Source organism: Paenibacillus sp. GD4 (assembly GCF_030846225.1).
Lineage (GTDB): Bacteria > Bacillota > Bacilli > Paenibacillales > NBRC-103111 > Paenibacillus_G > Paenibacillus_G silviterrae.
The window spans coordinates 299,394-314,770 of the sequence record NZ_JAVCYK010000002.1; the positions used below are offsets into that span (position 1 = coordinate 299,394).

Consider the following 15,377-nt stretch of genomic DNA (forward strand, 5'->3'; position numbering starts at 1 on the left):
GAAAAGGGAGGAACAGGAATGAGTAAAAAAATAACGAGCGTATCCGTCATTACCTTGTTAGCCGCTTCTACGCTGGCCGCTTGCTCAGGGGGCGCCGATTCCAGTAAGGGAGCCCCAGGGGAAACACCCAACGCGGGTACCCCTAAGGAAGCTCCGAAAATCTATATTTACCAAAACTCCGGTGCGTTAAACCAGAAGCCGGAAGGCAGCGTACCGGCGGCGCTGGAAGAAATGAAGAAAATGTATGTAGAGAAGCTGAACATTGAGCCGATTGCCATCGTGCCGCCGAAGGGGGCGGCAGAGGAGAAGCTGAACCTGCTGCTCGGTTCCAAGGATGAGATCGATATTTTCCAGGGAAATTGGGACCAATACGCCACCAAGGGAGCCATTATTCCGCTCAATGATCTGCTGGATAAATATGGACAGGATATCAAGAAGGCATGGCCCAAAGAAGCTTGGGATTACATGACGGACAAGAACGGGAAAATCTGGGGAATTCCGCGCGGCGTCCCGTCGGTGCATTACCCGATCTGGATTCGGACGGATTGGCTCAAAAAGCTGAATCTGCAGCAGCCTAAAACGCTGGATGAGCTGGAGGCGGTATTGAAAGCGTTTAAAGAGCAGGATCCGGACGGCAACGGCAAGGCCGATACGATTCCGATGATGACGGATTTGAACGGCATTAAGAATGCGTTCCTTGGCGGCTTTACCGACAACGGTAACAGCAACTGGATCGACCCCGCCGATAAAAAGGTCAAGCCGATGGAGCTCGCGCCGGGCTTCAAGGACTTCGTCGCGAAGATGGCGGACTGGTACCAGAAGGGCTACATCTATAAGGAGGCCTTCGGCAAATTCGACCCGCTTGAGCTGCTGAAGACGAATCGTGTAGGCACTTCCTCCATGTGGTATTCGCGCATAACGCTGCTGTTCCCGCAAATTCAATCGGGCTTAAACCCCGAAGCAAACTACGAGATCATTCGTAACATTCAAGGACCGAAGGGGAAGCTGATGACGGCAAGCCCGGGAAGCACAGCGTCGATGGTCATTACGAAAAAAGCGAAGCATCCGGATGCCGTGATGAAGTTCGTCAACTACCAGTATCAGGATCTGCCGACGAATACGTTAAATGCCGCATTCGGTACCAATTGGAAATATCTGGATGTTAAAAAGTTTGAAATCGAGCTGCTTAACAAGGATATCTCGTATGCAGGCGAATTCATGGTTTCCCTAGGTCTTGCAACTGAAACGAAGTATGCCTTCCGTGATCCGATTAAGAAAATGCATGCGGATTATTTGAATAGGGAAATTTCGAACATCGATGTGGCCAAGATGCCGATCGACGCGATGATCACGTACGACAAGAAGATGCTGCAGGAGAACATCCCTACCCTGGGCGACATCGACCGGCTTCGCAGTGAGGAGCTGGTGAAATTCGTAACGGGCGCCAGACCGCTAAGCGAATTTGATAAGTTCATCGACCAAATGTACAAAGCGGGTCTTGATAAATGGATTCAGGAGTACACTCGTCAGTACAATGAGCTGAAGAAGTAAGAGAAATCGGCGCACATGCGCAAGCGGATGGCGGTGTAGATCGCCGCAGCTTGCGCTGCTGCAGCCGGGGAGAAGGAGAGGAGGGCGTCCGTGCGTACAGAGCAGCTGTCTTTTCAAACTAGAACGAGGCGGCAGTCCGTCGGCCTTCGAAAGCTATGGACCGCCGTCAGGTTGAACCGATTCTATTACTTGCTGATCATCCCGGGAATGCTCTATTTTGTCATCTTTGATTACATTCCGATGTTCGGCGTTATCATTGCGTTTAAGGATATTTCCCCCTTCGAAGGTGTCGGAGCCGTGCTTACCGGCGAGTGGGTGGGGTTCAAGCATTTCGTGAAATTTTGGAACTCCTATTATTTCTGGAATGTCATGCGTAATACGCTGCTGATCAGCGGTTATAAGCTGCTGTTCGGCTTTCCGGCCTCCATCCTTCTGGCGCTGCTGCTTAACGAGCTGAAGAATGCCGTGTTCAAGCGAATCGTGCAGACGATTTCGTATTTGCCTCATTTTATCTCTACTGTAGTTGTGGCCGGCTTGGTGATGATGGTTCTGTCAACGGATTCCGGCATGATCAATGCAGCGGTCGTTGCTCTGGGAGGCGAACCGATTCACTTCCTGGGCGCGCCGGAATACTTTCGGTCCATTCTGGTCATCTCCCATGTGTGGCAGTCGATCGGATGGGGAAGCATTCTTTACCTGGCGGCCATGACGGGAATAGATCCGGGGTTATACGAAGCGGCCAAAATGGACGGGGCGAACCGGTTCCGCCAAATGTGGCATATTACACTGCCGGGCATTACGCATATTATCGTTATCATGCTCATTTTTTCAATCGGCGGACTGCTTAACGCGGGCTTTGAGAAGGTGCTCCTGCTGTATTCGCCATCCGTTTATGAGGTTGCTGATATTATCGATACCTACGTGTACCGGGAGGGCTTAACATCGCTGCAGTATTCGTTTGCCACAGCTGTGGGTTTGTTCAAAAATATTTTGGCCATGATTCTGATTCTGGGCGCTAATTATATTGCCAAAAAATTGAATCAGACCGGGATCTGGTAAGGCAGTGGAAAGGAGGACCTGATTTTCAATGAATTCCCTAAAGCCTTCGACCGGCGAGCGTTTGTTTGATGCAGTCAACATTCTGTTTCTCATCGGCTTGTCGCTGCTCTTTCTCATTCCCTTCCTGTCGGTGCTGTCCACTTCCTTTATCAGTGCTGAAGAGTCGATGAGACGGGGAGCATTTGTGCTCATTCCCGAGAAGCTGGATTTTACCGCCTATGATCTGCTGATTAACCGGGGACCGCTCGTGTTTAACGCTTATAAAATCACTATGTTTAAGGTAGTCGTCGGTACATTCTTGAATTTGGTGTTTACGGCTACCTTGGCCTACGGTCTGTCACGGAAAAGCTTACCGGGCAAAAACGCGCTGGTTCTGATTATTTTTCTTACGATGATTTTTCATGGCGGCTTGATTCCAACCTATATGCTCATCGATAATCTCGGCTTGAAGGATACGCTCTGGGTGCTAGTGCTCCCGGGATTAGTCAGTGCATGGAACTTGTTCATCATGCGCAACTTTTTCATGAGCCTGCCGGAGGAGCTGGAGGAATCGGCCATCATCGACGGTGCTTCCCCTCCGGTAATCCTAATGAAAATCATCGTTCCGTTGTCCATGCCGGCGATTGCGACCATCGGCTTGTTCTATGCAGTGTCGCACTGGAACGATTGGTTCGGTGCTTCCATTTATATCAATGACCAGAGCAAGCTGCCGATCCAGGTGCTTATGCGCAATATTTTGTTAACCGGGGTGATGCAGAATGAAACGCAGGTGGAGTTCGTTCACGATCCTCCGCCTGCCGCAACGTTGAAATCGGCCATCATTATCATCAGCACGCTGCCGATTTTGTTCGTTTACCCTTTTATTCAGCGGTATTTCGTGAAAGGGGTCATGGTCGGCTCTATTAAAGGCTAAGGCTTTGAAGATACAAGAACCATGGAGGAGATGATCAGGTGTTGGAGCAAATGGCGTTGTTCGTGTCGGGTCAGGAGGGGTATCACACGTACCGTATCCCTTCCTTGCTAGTGACGGAGAAAGGTACGGTGCTGGCCTTCTGTGAGGCCCGAAAGAACGGTGGAGGCGATGCCGGCGACATTGATCTGGCGCTTCGGCGAAGCTTCGACCACGGCATCACATGGGAGCCGTATCGGATTATTGCCGATCTGGGCCCAGATACCGTCGGTAATCCGTGTGCAGTGCAGGACCGGGATACAGGAACGATCTGGCTGCTGCTGTGCCGGAATGCGGAGGACGGCCATGAGAAGGACATACTCGCCGGCAGGGCGACACGCGAGGTGTTGGTCATGAAGAGCGTGGATGACGGAGAAACGTGGTCGGAGCCGAAGGATATTACGTCCTCAGTGAAGCTCCCGGAATGGACGTGGTATGCGACCGGTCCTTGTCATGCCGTGCAGCTGAAGAGCGGGCGCTTGATCGTCCCGTGTAATCATGCGGTGCTTCAACCGGAGGAGGAGCGCTCCGGCCCCTATACCGCACATGTCATCTACAGCGATGATCACGGCGAGAGCTGGCAGCTGGGCGGCATTATTGGTGAGAATACAAACGAGTGTACCTTGGCGGAGCTTGCTGACGGCACGGTTTACATGAATATGCGGAGCTATCACGGTCGCAACCGGCGTGCCGTCGCTACTAGTAAGGACGGAGGACTGACGTGGTCGGATCTTGTTTTCGATGAGACATTGGTTGAGCCGGTCTGTCAAGCCAGCGTGCTGTCGGACGGGCAAGGGGGACTCTTGTTCTCTAATCCGGCTAGCACCTCGCGCGAGAGGCTGACCGTGCAATCAAGCCGGGACGGCGGCGAAACCTGGGCTATCCTGCAGGAGCTGCATCCCGGTCCCGCAGCTTATTCGGATTTGGCCCTTGCCGGGGACGGTGCCGTTCTGTGTCTATATGAATGCGGGGAGCAGCGACCCTACGAGCGGATCACGCTTGCCCGATTTTCCTTAAGGAAGGAGATTCATGCCGAATGATTCGTAACCGGGTTTGGTTGGTTGTGCTGGTTCTATCTCTACTGGCCAGTGTCCCCACCTCCTTGGCAAGCGGCAGCGCAGATGCGGACCCTCATAGCCGGAATATGCCGTATTTCACAAATACGGATTTGTACGTATCCGGCACGGAAGGCTATCATACGTTTCGAATTCCCTCTCTCCTGACGACCAAGTCGGGGACTTTGCTCGCCTTCGCTGAGGGGCGGAAGAACAGTGCCTCGGATACGGGGGACATTGATCTGGTGCTGAAACGCAGCTTCGACCAGGGACGTACCTGGCAGCCGCTGCAGATGGTCTGCGATGACGGGCCGAATACATGCGGCAACCCGACGCCGGTGCAGGATGAAAATACGGGCCGGATTTGGCTGTTCATGACCCACAATTACGGCGAGGATACGATTGAGGAAATCAACAGCGGCACCGGCCGGGGCGTGCGGACGATCTGGAGCACGTATAGCGACGACGACGGGGCGACCTGGTCTCCGCGCGTCAACCGGTTCGAGGAGGTGCAGCCGCCCAATACGCGGTGGGACGCTACCGGACCGGGCATCGGCATCCAGCTTCGGCATGGCCCCGCGCAAGGACGGCTCGTCATTCCGGCAATAGGCCGGAACATCCAAAGCGATGACCACGGCGCAACGTGGTACCAAAGCGGCCGACTGCCGGGAGGGCTCAATGAAGCGACGGTGGTTGAGCTGTCGGACGGCACGTTGATGCGCAACGACCGGCTGTCGAGCAACCAGCACCTGAAACGGCGCGGCATCTCGACCAGTCCGGACCAAGGGGCGACCTGGTCGCCGATTACGTACGACCCGGTATTGATCGACCCGATCTGTGAGGCCAGCATCGTCAGATACAAACCGGCGGATAACGCGGAAGGGAACCGCATGCTGCTGTTTGCCAATCCCGCCGACCAGAACCGCCGGGAGAATATGACGGTGCGCATCAGCTATGATGACGGCCAAACCTGGACGACCTCCAAGACGGTGTATGAGGGACACTCGGCCTATTCATCGTTATCTGTTCTGCCGGACGGGAAGGGGGCGCTCCTCTTTGAGGGCGGTGAGTTTACGCCGTATGACAAAATCATGTTCGCGGTATTCAACATGGAATGGTTTGACGTAGAAGAGCCCGATCTGGACGGTCTGCTGTTGTCCGAGGGTGCACTAACTCCCGGCTTCCGGGGGGATATCGGCTCCTATGGATTGGAGCTGTATACCGGAACGGAGCACTTGACCGTAACCCCTGTAACATCCAACGGGGGAATCGCTATTACGATAAATGGAGAGCCTGTCTCTGCCGGAATGCCCCGAACGATTCAGTTGAACGGCTTGGATGCGATTCGTATCGAAGCAAAGCTGAAGGACCGCATTCGGGTTTACACCGTTGGGATTCAGCGTTCTAGACCGCTTCCGGAGCTTCTGCTGCACTGGGATTTTGACAAGCTCGGTGCGAACGGCGAAATCGTGGATGTGACAGGGAAAGGGCACACGGGTGTACTAAGCAGCGGGGCTTTGATACAGCCGGGTTATGCAGGTTCCGGACTTTATTTGAACGGCCAGAGGGCCTTTGCAGAAATGACCCGTACGGAGGACCTGCATACAGGCACAGACGATTTCTCCTTTGCCGTGTGGGTGAAGCCGGAGGCGCTGTTCCAGCAGCGGCATATCATCTACTGGTACGGTCTGGCGGGCAAGGGCTTGCCCCAGTGGTGGTTCTCCGTAGAGAAGAACGGTGCGGTCCGGATGAATATGACGGGTATTCCTCTGGAGCGGGAGGTGGGTATAGCCACCATTGCCGGCATGGTGAAACCGGGCGTATGGACGCATCTGGCGGCCGTTCGGGACGGCTCCGTAAATAAAATCTACGTGAACGGCGAATTGGCAGCGACGTCCGCACAGTATGACAGCAGTCAAATGAGCATAACGAATCTTCAATCCCCGCCACGCATCGGCTTTGACAAAGGTACGGTGGCAAACCGGGATTGGAAAGGGCATTTGGATGATATACGCTTCTACAGACACTCGCTGAGTGCGGCCAAAGTACGAGAGCTTTATCTTCAGTACGATGTGAGTAAGCCTGTGACCCAAGCGGCCTTGAGTCCTTCGGTGCCAAACGGCGCCGAAGGGTGGTATACCACGGATGTATCGGTTACGATGTCCGTATACGATGAATTCTCCGGCCCGGCCCGCACGGAATACCGGCTGAACGGAGGGGCTTGGTCGGTCTATTCCGCACCGTTGACGGTGAATAACGAGGGCCAGCATCTGCTCGAGTACCGCAGTATAGATCTCGCCGGGAACGTGGAGGACAGTCAACTACTCAAGCTCAGCATAGACAAGACGGCTCCGACGCTCGAGGTTACCCCGAATCGAACGGAGCTGTGGCCGCCGAATCGTCAATGGGTGCCTGTCGAGATGAGCATATCGGCAGCGGACAGCGGCTCCGGTGTACATTCGGTGAAGCTGGTGTCCGTTACCTGCAGTGAGGGAGAAGCGTTAGCATATGTCCGGGAAGCGGAGCCGGGCACAGACGACCGCACCTTCCTGCTGCTTGCGGATCGCAACGGCTCCGGGTCCGGGCGCGTATATACCGTCGAATATGCGGTAAAGGACTTCGCCGGACACGAAACGCGCAAAAGAGCCGTCATCTTTGTCCCGCATGACAGGTCAAAATAGAGCCACATTCAAATCTCGTATTTTGTGCTATACTAGCAGAAAAAAGTATGCTTGGAAGGAGCACAGCAATATGATATTGGGTGACATCAAGTTTTGGGAGAAGGAAAAGGGCGCTTTATCTCCAGTGTTTCAGAAGGCAATTGATTTTCTCCAATCCCGTGATCTCGGGCAGCTGGAGCTGGGGAAATACGAAATTATGGGTGATGACATGTTTGCCTTGGTGCAGGAGCTCATTGCCGTCAAGCCCGGCCAAAGAAAATCGGAGTGTCATGCCAAGTATGTCGATTTGCAATACTTGGTTCAAGGCGGGGAAGAGCGCATTTATGTAGCAAGGGCATCCGAGAGCAACGTTGCGGTGGAAGATCGGCTGGCGGACAACGATTATCTCTTATTCGATGAGGTGGAGAACGAGATGGAAATCCGTTTGAAGCCAGGCATGTTTGCTGTATTTTTCCCGGCAGATTTGCACCGTCCGGGCTGCAGTCCCGTAGGCGGCGAGAAGCTGAAGAAGGTCGTGTTTAAGATCAATTCAGCACTGCTTTCCTAATCATTGATACTTATGAAGAGGGCTTTCCTTACAGGTCTTACGGGACCGGAGGAAAGCCTTCTTTATTTTATCAACTGTATGCGAGAGACGGGTCAGAGTGTCATACTCCCGGATTTTTCCTTGCTTGGTTTGCCTCGGGACCAGATGACAACGGGTACCAGAAGGAGTGCCATAATGCCGCCCGCAAGGGAGAGGGCCGCATAACTGGAGTTTGCTACAACGATACCGGAGAGGGCACCGCTTGATGCTCCGACCAAGGCAATCAGTACATCTATGGCGCCTTGTGTTTTGGCACGATTAGCCGGTTGAGTGGCATCAATGATGATCGCGGTTCCGCTAATCAAGCCAAAGTTCCAGCCAAGCCCGAGAAGAACCAGCGCGACGATCAAGCCGAGCATGGAATCGGCCGGTACGGCTGCTGAGGTTATTCCGGCAGCGAGAAGCACCGCACCGGAAGCAAGCGACATGGCTGTGCGTCCGATTTTGTCAACAAGCATACCCGTTACGAGGGAGGGAAGGAACATCGCGGCAATATGAAGGCTGATGACTAAGCCTACCTCGCTTAATCCGTGACCGTGATGCTTCATGTGAATAGGCGTCATTGTCATGATGGCAATCATCACGACTTGGGTTAAAAGCATTACCGTTGTGCCGACCCAGATCCCTCGGGTGCCGGTAACGGGTGAATTCGAACGGATATCGGTAGTGCCGTCTAGCTCCTTGTTCGATTTTTGCGCCTCGGCAAGATCTTTCGCCACGAGGAACGGATCGGGACGCAGGAAGAGATGCAAAATCAGGCCAGCCAGGATAAAAGCAGCGGCTGCCAGAATGAAAGGACCGGCCAAGGCGGGGATTCCTAGCGACTCGGCGAATCGACCCATGACATTGACTAAGTTAGGTCCTCCCACTGCCCCTAATGTAGTGGAAACCATGGCGATGCTTACGGCGGTTGCCCTTTGCGTCGGTTTAGCCAAATCCGTGCCTGCATAACGTGCTTGCAGGTTCGTAGACGTTCCGGCGCCGTAGACAAAAAGCGAAACGAAGAGCAGGGGAATCTGGTGAGCAGCCGTCGCTGCCACAACCCCTGCAGCTCCCAGCCCCCCGGCAATAAAACCGGCCGCAAGTCCTAATCTGCGCCCGTAATGTTGTGACAGCCGCCCGACTAAATAGGCGGATAATGCCGAGCCAAGAGTAACCAGCGCGGCAGGAATGCCTGCGAAGCTGTCATTCCCGAGCAGGTCCTGTACGATTAATGCTCCGACGGTTACTCCTGCCGCTAGCCCTGCGCCTCCGAAGATTTGGGAAATGACGACGGTAAGCAGTGTTCGTTTATAAAGTCGTTCCCGCCATTCTGAAAAATTCGTCTTATCTGAAGGTAACACTAGGAAGCACCTCCTATCCCATAAAATGATGCTGCTCGGCAAACTGCCGCCATTCGAGTACGCTCTCCACCAGATGAAAAGCGTTATACCCTTCTCTTTTCAGTAGCTCCGCTGCTTGCGCTGACTGAAGGCAATACGGCCCGCGGCAGTAAGCGACAATATCCTTACGGGTCGGCAGCGCAGCAAGATGCTGCTCCAGCTCCTCAAACGGTACGCTAATCGCCCCGGGAATATGATTCGCTTCGTATTCATCTCTCGGCCGAACATCGAGAAGCAAGACTTCGCCTTTCTCCATTCGCCGCTTTAATTCCTCCATGGAGATAGGCTCCATCGGGGCATGGTGCTCGAGCACCTCCGTTTTGATCTGCTTGATCTCCACCAGCTGCCTTTCACTCAAGCGGTGCAGGGACAACATAAAATCGGCGACCGCATCGTCTACGAGCTCATAAATGACATAAGTGCCTCTTTTCGTAAATCGAACGAGTCTCGCTTCGTGGAGTATTTGCAAATGCTGCGATACGTTTGCCATGCTCATCCCCGTTTGGCTCGCCAGCAACTCTACCGCTTTAGGACCTTGCGCAAGCAGGTCAAGCAGCTCCAACCGCTTCGGGCTGGACAGGCTTTTGCCGATTCGGGCGAATTCTTGATAAAGTCGGTCCTTCCATATTCTCTCGATCGAGCCCATGCCGTATCACCTCAATTATTCAATAAAATACTTGAATATAATAAAGTATAGTTTCACCTGGATGGAAAAGTCAATTACAAATGTTCCGATTCGCGAGGCGCTGCACGGAACAGCGAAACATTGCTATGCACACAAGGCAGCTTATACTATAATTACCAGTGTATAGGGAACGTGCTATTATCGACTTATAGTTTTCAAGGAGGGTCTGCTCATGAAGCGCTATGGAAGCGTAATCAAGGTAAGAGAGGAAAAGCTGGAGGAATACAAGCGGCTGCATGCGAGCGTATGGCCTGGTGTTCTGAATATGATCCATGCCTGCAATATTCGCAATTATTCGATTTACTACAAGGATGGGTATTTATTCAGCTATTTCGAATATCATGGAGAAAATTACGAAGCGGATATGGCCAAAATGGCCGCCGACCCGGAAACCCGGAGATGGTGGGAATTGTGCGACCCATGCCAGGAACCGTTGGAAACACGGAAAGAAGGCGAATGGTGGGCGGAAATGGAAGAAGTGTTTCATACCGATTAAGGTAAGAGCGAGGTTGACGGGAGGAGGTCAGCCTCGCTCTTTTTTCTTCATGCGGCTTTATATTTCATGATGACCATCCATCCGGTGAGGGCAATGAGTGTAAGCAGCAAAATCATATATAGCGGCAAGAAGCACCAGCCAATGAAGAACCATGCAAGCAGCAATGAAACCGGGCTGGTGGCTCTAAGTAACAGGTACATCCGCTTACCCAGCCCGGATCGGTTTAAAGGGGTCGCTTCGATCAGAAGGAGCAAAGGGTTACAGATCGTCCCAAACAGCAACGGAATGATGATATACAAAGGAAATGCCGTTTGCAAAGCAGACTCCAGTAAATAGACCAAAGCTGCGGCAAAGGCTTGAGTGAAAAAATCCAAGTGCGCCGATTTCAGCTTACGCGGATTCGTGAAAAGCTTCGTCCAGGAGGGAGAGTTTTGGTAATGCACAGCCGCCAGCGGAAGCGATAGGATCAAGCCCAGCATGAATGAAAACAATCCCCATTGTAGTAGTTGAATCGTCATATTCAATCTCCTTTTCAGTAAATTTTCTAATGTGGATGAACACAGCTTATCATTCATGCCAAGCAGACAACGCGCAAATAATGAAACGTCTGCCGCAAAATACTGCGCTGTCCACGCAAAAATTTATTGCAGCTTAACGAATAATCCTTGGGAAAACAGCAATAATAAACTTCGACGGTGAGAGAGAGGTGTGGTTCCGTTGAATGCTTCAACGAATACAGCCGTAGAAGGAGTTATTGAAACCAAATAGAAGCGAGGGGATGTGCCAAAGAGACGTTATTGTAGTATCCTAACTGCAATAAGTTGATGAGGTTACCTGAGTGTTCGAATGGTTCAAAACAAATTCATCACTTCACCGTCAGGGGACTCCGTAAGGAGTCCTTTTTACATGAATAAATGGAAAAAAAAGGGGCGATCACTCCAGTGGAATACCTGGAAGCGACCGCCGCGAATTAAGCTTGGACGTCATATTTGTTTGCCCTCTTTACGTATCTTGGAGAACTCCGCTGTCGCGGTAAACAGGACATCGGAAGAGGAATTTAGCGCTGTTTCAAACGAATCCTGCAAAACGCCAATGATGAAGCCTACGCCGACTACTTGGATAGCAATATCATTCGGAATACCGAATAAGCTGCATGCCAAGGGAATAAGCAGAAGCGACCCGCCTGCAACGCCTGATGCCCCTGCAGCGGACACAGCCGATAGGATACTAAGAAGAACTGCTGTGGCAAAATCGACTTGGATACCAAGCGTATGAACGGTTGCAAGCGTCAAGACGGATATCGTTACCGCTGCACCGGCCATATTGATTGTGGCACCTAACGGAATGGAAACCGAATAGGTATTCGAATCCAACTTCAACTGCTCGCACAATCTCATATTGATTGGAATGTTTGCGGCTGAGCTGCGGGTGAAAAATGCGGTAATCCCGCTTTCCCTCAGACAAGTTAACACAAGCGGATAAGGATTTCTTCGAATGTTTACATATACAATCAACGGGTTGACAACAAGAGCCATAAAAAGCATACATCCAATAAGAACGAGAAGTAATTTGCCGTAATCCAGCATAGATGAAATTCCGTTCTTCGTTATGGAATCGAACACAAGTCCCATGATTCCCAGCGGCGCCCAATGAATGACCCATTTCACAAGGCGGGAGACGGCATCCGCAAAATCAGCAAGCATGTCTTTCGTGCTGTGATTGGCACTGCGCAAGGCGATACCAAGAAGGATGGCCCATGTAAGAATACCGATATAATTCGCATGGATCAGGGCGCTTACCGGGTTGTCAACAATTTGAAACAGTAAGGTCTTAAGCACTTCAACGATCCCTTGAGGCGGAGTCAGATCCTCGGTACCCTTTACTAGGGACAATGTTACCGGAAAAACAAAGCTGGCAACAACGGCGATCACCCCCGCTAAAAATGTACTTAACCCATAGAGGAAAAGGATGGATTGCATATTGGTTCGATGACCCTTATTATGTTTTGAAATCGCGGCCATCACAAGGAGGAGGACCAATAAAGGCGCAACCGCCTTTAAAGCATTTATGAACAAGGAACCGAGAATAGTGATTCCCGTTGCATTTGGAACGGCTAACGCCAAAATGATCCCCGCTGTAATCCCTGCCAATATCCGTTTTACCAAGCTTATTTGATTCCACTTTCGTATGAATGTTCGCATGAATTCCCTCCGGCTAGAATGTGGAAATATAACAAAGCCAAGCAGCAATAACATAAGGCAGTTATATCATAACGATAGTTTACCATGTTAAATATTAATTGGGTATATTAAAAAGTGAAGATGCGGGAGGGTTTTTATGGAGTCGGATAAGAAGGAAGGTGCGGGCTTGTCCACCGGCATGCTGCCGTTTGTCCTGACGGACGCTGGGCAGTTTAGGGACTTGAAGTGAAGAGCGGCAGATCGCCAGGCATTGCAAATCGACCGCTGGGGCATCACCCCGGACATGCAAGACTAGTGCAGACTAAACAAGATTCGTTCCTTCAATGGCAACGGAAATTCTGGATGAAACCAGCTGCTTGCCGTCCCACGTCAAAAGATTCTCCACATAACCCAGGGTATCCGCATTCGTTGTACCGATTATCCGCTGAATCGCAAGTAAATCATAACCGCCCGCTTTGTCACCGGTTGCAATGGGAAACAATCCGCCTATGGCAAGAACCTCCCCTTGGGCTGCCTGCTTGAGCTTGCCGTTTGGATCGTAATACTGCAGCAGATAGCCATACCCCTTGGTACTAATATCAATAATAAATTGCACATTAAGCTGAGGACTCTGTACGCTCACTTTATAATAGTCCTGATAATAAACAAGGAAGGTAAACAGTTGGTTATAGCTGTCGCTATTCAACACTTCGTAAAGCATATGATGTTGGTAGGAATACAAGTAGAAAATGCCGTATCCGCCGCTCCCTCCGGTATCGATGCTCACTAGAATATCGGGTGTGGAAACTTTGGTGAAATCCCCCAGGAACAGCCTTGCATTGTAGCCTGCGTTATTTTTAAGCGGGACCGTTGTCCTTTGGAGGGTCCTTCCGTTTTGAATGACAAGCGTGATCTGCTCTGCAAAAGGGGACGAAGGATCCGGTTTCCTCCCATACAAATACACACTGTCTGCGATGCCGTCACCGGTCACATCGGCTTGTTTCACATCAAGCAATTGATCCATCACCGATAAATTCCTCCTTAAATAGGTTGGAGTCTAATCAAGACAGCCGGGCAAAGCATAACATAATCTCAGAAAGGCACAAAGGAGGGATAGTCAATGGGTTGTGTCGGTGGTGGTGTTGGAGGCGGCTTTACTTCCGCAGCTGCAATACTGGTTCTCTACATTCTGTTGGTGATCATTTTGTCGGCTGGCTTCTTCGTGTAATAGAAAAAAGGTAAATAAGGAACCGGCGGCCTTAGATAGCTAAGGTCTCGGTTCCTTTCCTTACTTATACATAGAGCAGGGTAATGTAATGACTTCTCTTTCAGCTTATGCAGATGCCTACATTATGGTGATGGGTGCATGATCTGGAATTCGCCGCCGAAAGTTTTCTCATTTGACCTTCGACGTAGTACAATGATTTCGAAGGGAGCGAGCGGAAACATGATAGATTGTCCCCATTGTAAAAAGGCTACACCCTACCAGAGGCATTGCACTCATTGCGGCGCCAATCTGAAGCAGCAATCCGCGATTGAGCAATTCGACATGCTGGCCGAAAGAGTAGCTCAAGCGTTGAAGGAAGAAAGGCGCCGCAGGCAAAGAAGGCGGACTATTCAGCTTGTCCTTTTGGGTCTGGTTATTGCCGTCGCGGTCTACGTCGGACTACATATCTAAGAAATGGAAAAAAGCTCTAGACCCATCCATCGATGGTCTAGAGCTTTTTTACTGGTTTAATCTATATAAATTGTACCCTTAGGTACCGGAATTCCTTTGGCAACCAGAGTTATTCCAGTGCCGTCAGGAATATAGACGACCTTCGAATCTTGAAACCCTACATAAAATCCGGGAACCCAGATGCCGTTCACATTCGTTTTCGGTCCAGTCCATTCGGTCTTCATTGTCTCAACACTTACGCTTTGTGTACTTGCTGCGCTATCGGCAGGGGTCGCAGCAGCGGCTGCATTCGCAACCATCAAAGATGCGCAAACGAAGAGTGCTGATACCTTGGTTTTCATCATTTTCATCGTAACGCTCACTCCTTGGATATGTATGGAATCATTGCCAGCTGTCGCCGGATGATCAATATTTACCCAAAGAGGGTTCGTATGAAACAATGAATTTAGTGGGGTCGCATCGTAAAATAAAACGGTAAAGCTAATGCGGCCAGAGCGCCAAGCAATCCTGTTGCCCAGACCGTCGACTTATTGATCCGATTCATATAGTATCACTCCCAAGATTAACTTTGAATGCCTTTACTATGTCCTAAGAAAACAGCGGCTATTCAAGGGTCGGCTAGATACAACCGGACAAATCGACATTCCTCGTCATCAGCCGCCATCAGATTACACGAAAAGGATTGACACCTATCGCGCAATGGTGGACAATAATGGCAGTGTTTTGCAACGTTTAAAACCCCAATTATTGTGATCGGGGGTGACTCCCATCGCCAGACCAAAGAAGGCGGAGGAAGCGAAGCGGGCTTTTAAACAAAATGTGTATTTGAATGAATCGGAATACGATGAGCTGCTTGCCGCGGCTGCGCTACGTCAGATGGAGAAGTCCAAAGCGATTCGAGAGGCGATCCGCCACTGGCTGCTGCAATCGCCGAAGCTGCAAACCCAGGCCGGCGGGATTCAGGGCTATCGCTGTGATGCCGGCCATTTGTTCTGGCTGCAGCAGCACCATATACCGAAGGCTTGTCCTTGCTGCGGGACGACCGACACCAAGCTCCTGAAGGAGGAGGGATGAC

At 51.3% G+C, this 15,377-nt stretch carries 16 protein-coding genes; 10 read left to right on the plus strand and 6 right to left on the minus strand.

From position 1 onward, the window contains the following. The first annotated feature begins 18 nt into the window (after positions 1 to 18). The 6 genes from RAC89_RS24610 to RAC89_RS24635 all read left to right on the plus strand — a co-directional run bounded on the left by RAC89_RS24610 (position 19) and on the right by RAC89_RS24635 (position 7,842). Positions 19 to 1,551 carry an extracellular solute-binding protein gene (locus RAC89_RS24610; RefSeq protein ID WP_306616385.1) on the plus strand — a complete coding sequence of 511 codons (1,533 nt, stop codon included), beginning with the start codon at positions 19 to 21 and terminating at the stop codon, positions 1,549 to 1,551. Between the two features lie 90 nt (positions 1,552 to 1,641). Continuing rightward, a complete protein-coding gene (locus RAC89_RS24615) occupies positions 1,642 to 2,610 on the plus strand; it encodes an ABC transporter permease (protein ID WP_306616386.1) in 969 nt (322 codons plus the stop codon). A 28-nt stretch (positions 2,611 to 2,638) separates the two neighbouring features. Further along, positions 2,639 to 3,523 (plus strand): carbohydrate ABC transporter permease, encoded by an 885-nt coding sequence (locus RAC89_RS24620; protein WP_306616387.1) that lies wholly within the window; start codon positions 2,639 to 2,641, stop codon positions 3,521 to 3,523. A 38-nt stretch (positions 3,524 to 3,561) separates the two neighbouring features. Then, complete coding sequence (locus RAC89_RS24625) at positions 3,562 to 4,599, plus strand: sialidase family protein (protein ID WP_306616388.1); 1,038 nt, start codon at positions 3,562 to 3,564, stop codon at positions 4,597 to 4,599. Further along, a complete protein-coding gene (locus RAC89_RS24630; RefSeq protein ID WP_306616389.1) occupies positions 4,596 to 7,295 on the plus strand; it encodes an exo-alpha-sialidase in 2,700 nt (899 codons plus the stop codon). Before RAC89_RS24625 ends, RAC89_RS24630 begins: the two co-directional genes overlap by 4 nt. Positions 7,296 to 7,365: 70 nt before the next feature. Next, positions 7,366 to 7,842 carry a NanQ anomerase/TabA/YiaL family protein gene (locus RAC89_RS24635; RefSeq protein ID WP_306616390.1) on the plus strand — a complete coding sequence of 159 codons (477 nt, stop codon included), beginning with the start codon at positions 7,366 to 7,368 and terminating at the stop codon, positions 7,840 to 7,842. A 92-nt stretch (positions 7,843 to 7,934) separates the two neighbouring features. Here the strand turns inward: RAC89_RS24635 and RAC89_RS24640 are convergent, their stop codons facing one another. Together RAC89_RS24640 and RAC89_RS24645 are read right to left on the minus strand one after the other, a co-directional pair. Beyond that, positions 7,935 to 9,224 (minus strand): MFS transporter, encoded by a 1,290-nt coding sequence (locus RAC89_RS24640; RefSeq protein ID WP_306616391.1) that lies wholly within the window; start codon positions 9,222 to 9,224, stop codon positions 7,935 to 7,937. Positions 9,225 to 9,237: 13 nt separating this feature from the next. Further along, positions 9,238 to 9,909 (minus strand): ArsR/SmtB family transcription factor, encoded by a 672-nt coding sequence (locus RAC89_RS24645; protein WP_306616392.1) that lies wholly within the window; start codon positions 9,907 to 9,909, stop codon positions 9,238 to 9,240. Positions 9,910 to 10,120: 211 nt separating this feature from the next. Here RAC89_RS24645 and RAC89_RS24650 point away from each other — a divergent pair, with 211 nt between their 5' ends. Next, on the plus strand, positions 10,121 to 10,444 hold the full coding sequence (locus tag RAC89_RS24650; RefSeq protein WP_306616393.1) for an L-rhamnose mutarotase: 324 nt from the start codon (positions 10,121 to 10,123) through the stop codon (positions 10,442 to 10,444). Positions 10,445 to 10,491: 47 nt separating this feature from the next. On the opposite strand, the gene RAC89_RS24655 is transcribed toward RAC89_RS24650, so the two are convergent. From RAC89_RS24655 to RAC89_RS24665, 3 genes are all read right to left on the minus strand, one after another. Continuing rightward, positions 10,492 to 10,962, minus strand: a complete 471-nt coding sequence (locus tag RAC89_RS24655; protein WP_306616394.1) for a hypothetical protein — start codon at positions 10,960 to 10,962, stop codon at positions 10,492 to 10,494. Between the two features lie 465 nt (positions 10,963 to 11,427). Beyond that, positions 11,428 to 12,645 carry a serine/threonine transporter SstT gene (gene sstT / locus RAC89_RS24660; RefSeq protein WP_306616395.1) on the minus strand — a complete coding sequence of 406 codons (1,218 nt, stop codon included), beginning with the start codon at positions 12,643 to 12,645 and terminating at the stop codon, positions 11,428 to 11,430. 301 nt (positions 12,646 to 12,946) lie between these two features. After that, entirely contained in the window at positions 12,947 to 13,648 is a 702-nt protein-coding gene (locus RAC89_RS24665) for a VCBS repeat-containing protein (protein WP_306617770.1), read from the minus strand. A gap of 96 nt (positions 13,649 to 13,744) precedes the next feature. Between RAC89_RS24665 and RAC89_RS24670 the strand changes: the two genes are divergently transcribed. Both RAC89_RS24670 and RAC89_RS24675 read left to right on the plus strand, forming a co-directional pair. Continuing rightward, positions 13,745 to 13,852, plus strand: coding sequence for a YjcZ family sporulation protein (locus RAC89_RS24670; RefSeq protein ID WP_284645583.1), 108 nt, complete (start codon positions 13,745 to 13,747; stop codon positions 13,850 to 13,852). Between the two features lie 219 nt (positions 13,853 to 14,071). Further along, positions 14,072 to 14,302, plus strand: coding sequence for a hypothetical protein (locus tag RAC89_RS24675; RefSeq protein WP_306616396.1), 231 nt, complete (start codon positions 14,072 to 14,074; stop codon positions 14,300 to 14,302). Positions 14,303 to 14,358: 56 nt separating this feature from the next. On the opposite strand, the gene RAC89_RS24680 is transcribed toward RAC89_RS24675, so the two are convergent. Continuing rightward, complete coding sequence (locus tag RAC89_RS24680; RefSeq protein WP_306616397.1) at positions 14,359 to 14,652, minus strand: hypothetical protein; 294 nt, start codon at positions 14,650 to 14,652, stop codon at positions 14,359 to 14,361. A 475-nt stretch (positions 14,653 to 15,127) separates the two neighbouring features. On the opposite strand from RAC89_RS24680, the gene RAC89_RS24685 reads away from it, so the two are divergent. Then, positions 15,128 to 15,376, plus strand: a complete 249-nt coding sequence (locus tag RAC89_RS24685; RefSeq protein WP_306616398.1) for a hypothetical protein — start codon at positions 15,128 to 15,130, stop codon at positions 15,374 to 15,376. Position 15,377 lies beyond the last annotated feature (1 nt).

Excerpts from the sequence above, each read along its gene's own strand:
- RAC89_RS24610 (WP_306616385.1), top strand. The coding sequence starts at position 19 with ATGAGTAAAAAAATAACGAGCGTATCCGTCATTACCTTGTTAGCCGCT.
- RAC89_RS24620 (WP_306616387.1), top strand. The coding sequence starts at position 2,639 with ATGAATTCCCTAAAGCCTTCGACCGGCGAGCGTTTGTTTGATGCAGTC.
- RAC89_RS24630 (WP_306616389.1), top strand. The coding sequence starts at position 4,596 with ATGATTCGTAACCGGGTTTGGTTGGTTGTGCTGGTTCTATCTCTACTG.
- RAC89_RS24635 (WP_306616390.1), top strand. The coding sequence starts at position 7,366 with ATGATATTGGGTGACATCAAGTTTTGGGAGAAGGAAAAGGGCGCTTTA.
- RAC89_RS24645 (WP_306616392.1), bottom strand. The coding sequence starts at position 9,909 with ATGGGCTCGATCGAGAGAATATGGAAGGACCGACTTTATCAAGAATTC.
- RAC89_RS24650 (WP_306616393.1), top strand. The coding sequence starts at position 10,121 with ATGAAGCGCTATGGAAGCGTAATCAAGGTAAGAGAGGAAAAGCTGGAG.
- RAC89_RS24655 (WP_306616394.1), bottom strand. The coding sequence starts at position 10,962 with ATGACGATTCAACTACTACAATGGGGATTGTTTTCATTCATGCTGGGC.
- sstT (WP_306616395.1), bottom strand. The coding sequence starts at position 12,645 with ATGCGAACATTCATACGAAAGTGGAATCAAATAAGCTTGGTAAAACGG.
- RAC89_RS24665 (WP_306617770.1), bottom strand. The coding sequence starts at position 13,648 with ATGGATCAATTGCTTGATGTGAAACAAGCCGATGTGACCGGTGACGGC.
- RAC89_RS24670 (WP_284645583.1), top strand. The coding sequence starts at position 13,745 with ATGGGTTGTGTCGGTGGTGGTGTTGGAGGCGGCTTTACTTCCGCAGCT.
- RAC89_RS24675 (WP_306616396.1), top strand. The coding sequence starts at position 14,072 with ATGATAGATTGTCCCCATTGTAAAAAGGCTACACCCTACCAGAGGCAT.
- RAC89_RS24680 (WP_306616397.1), bottom strand. The coding sequence starts at position 14,652 with ATGAAAATGATGAAAACCAAGGTATCAGCACTCTTCGTTTGCGCATCT.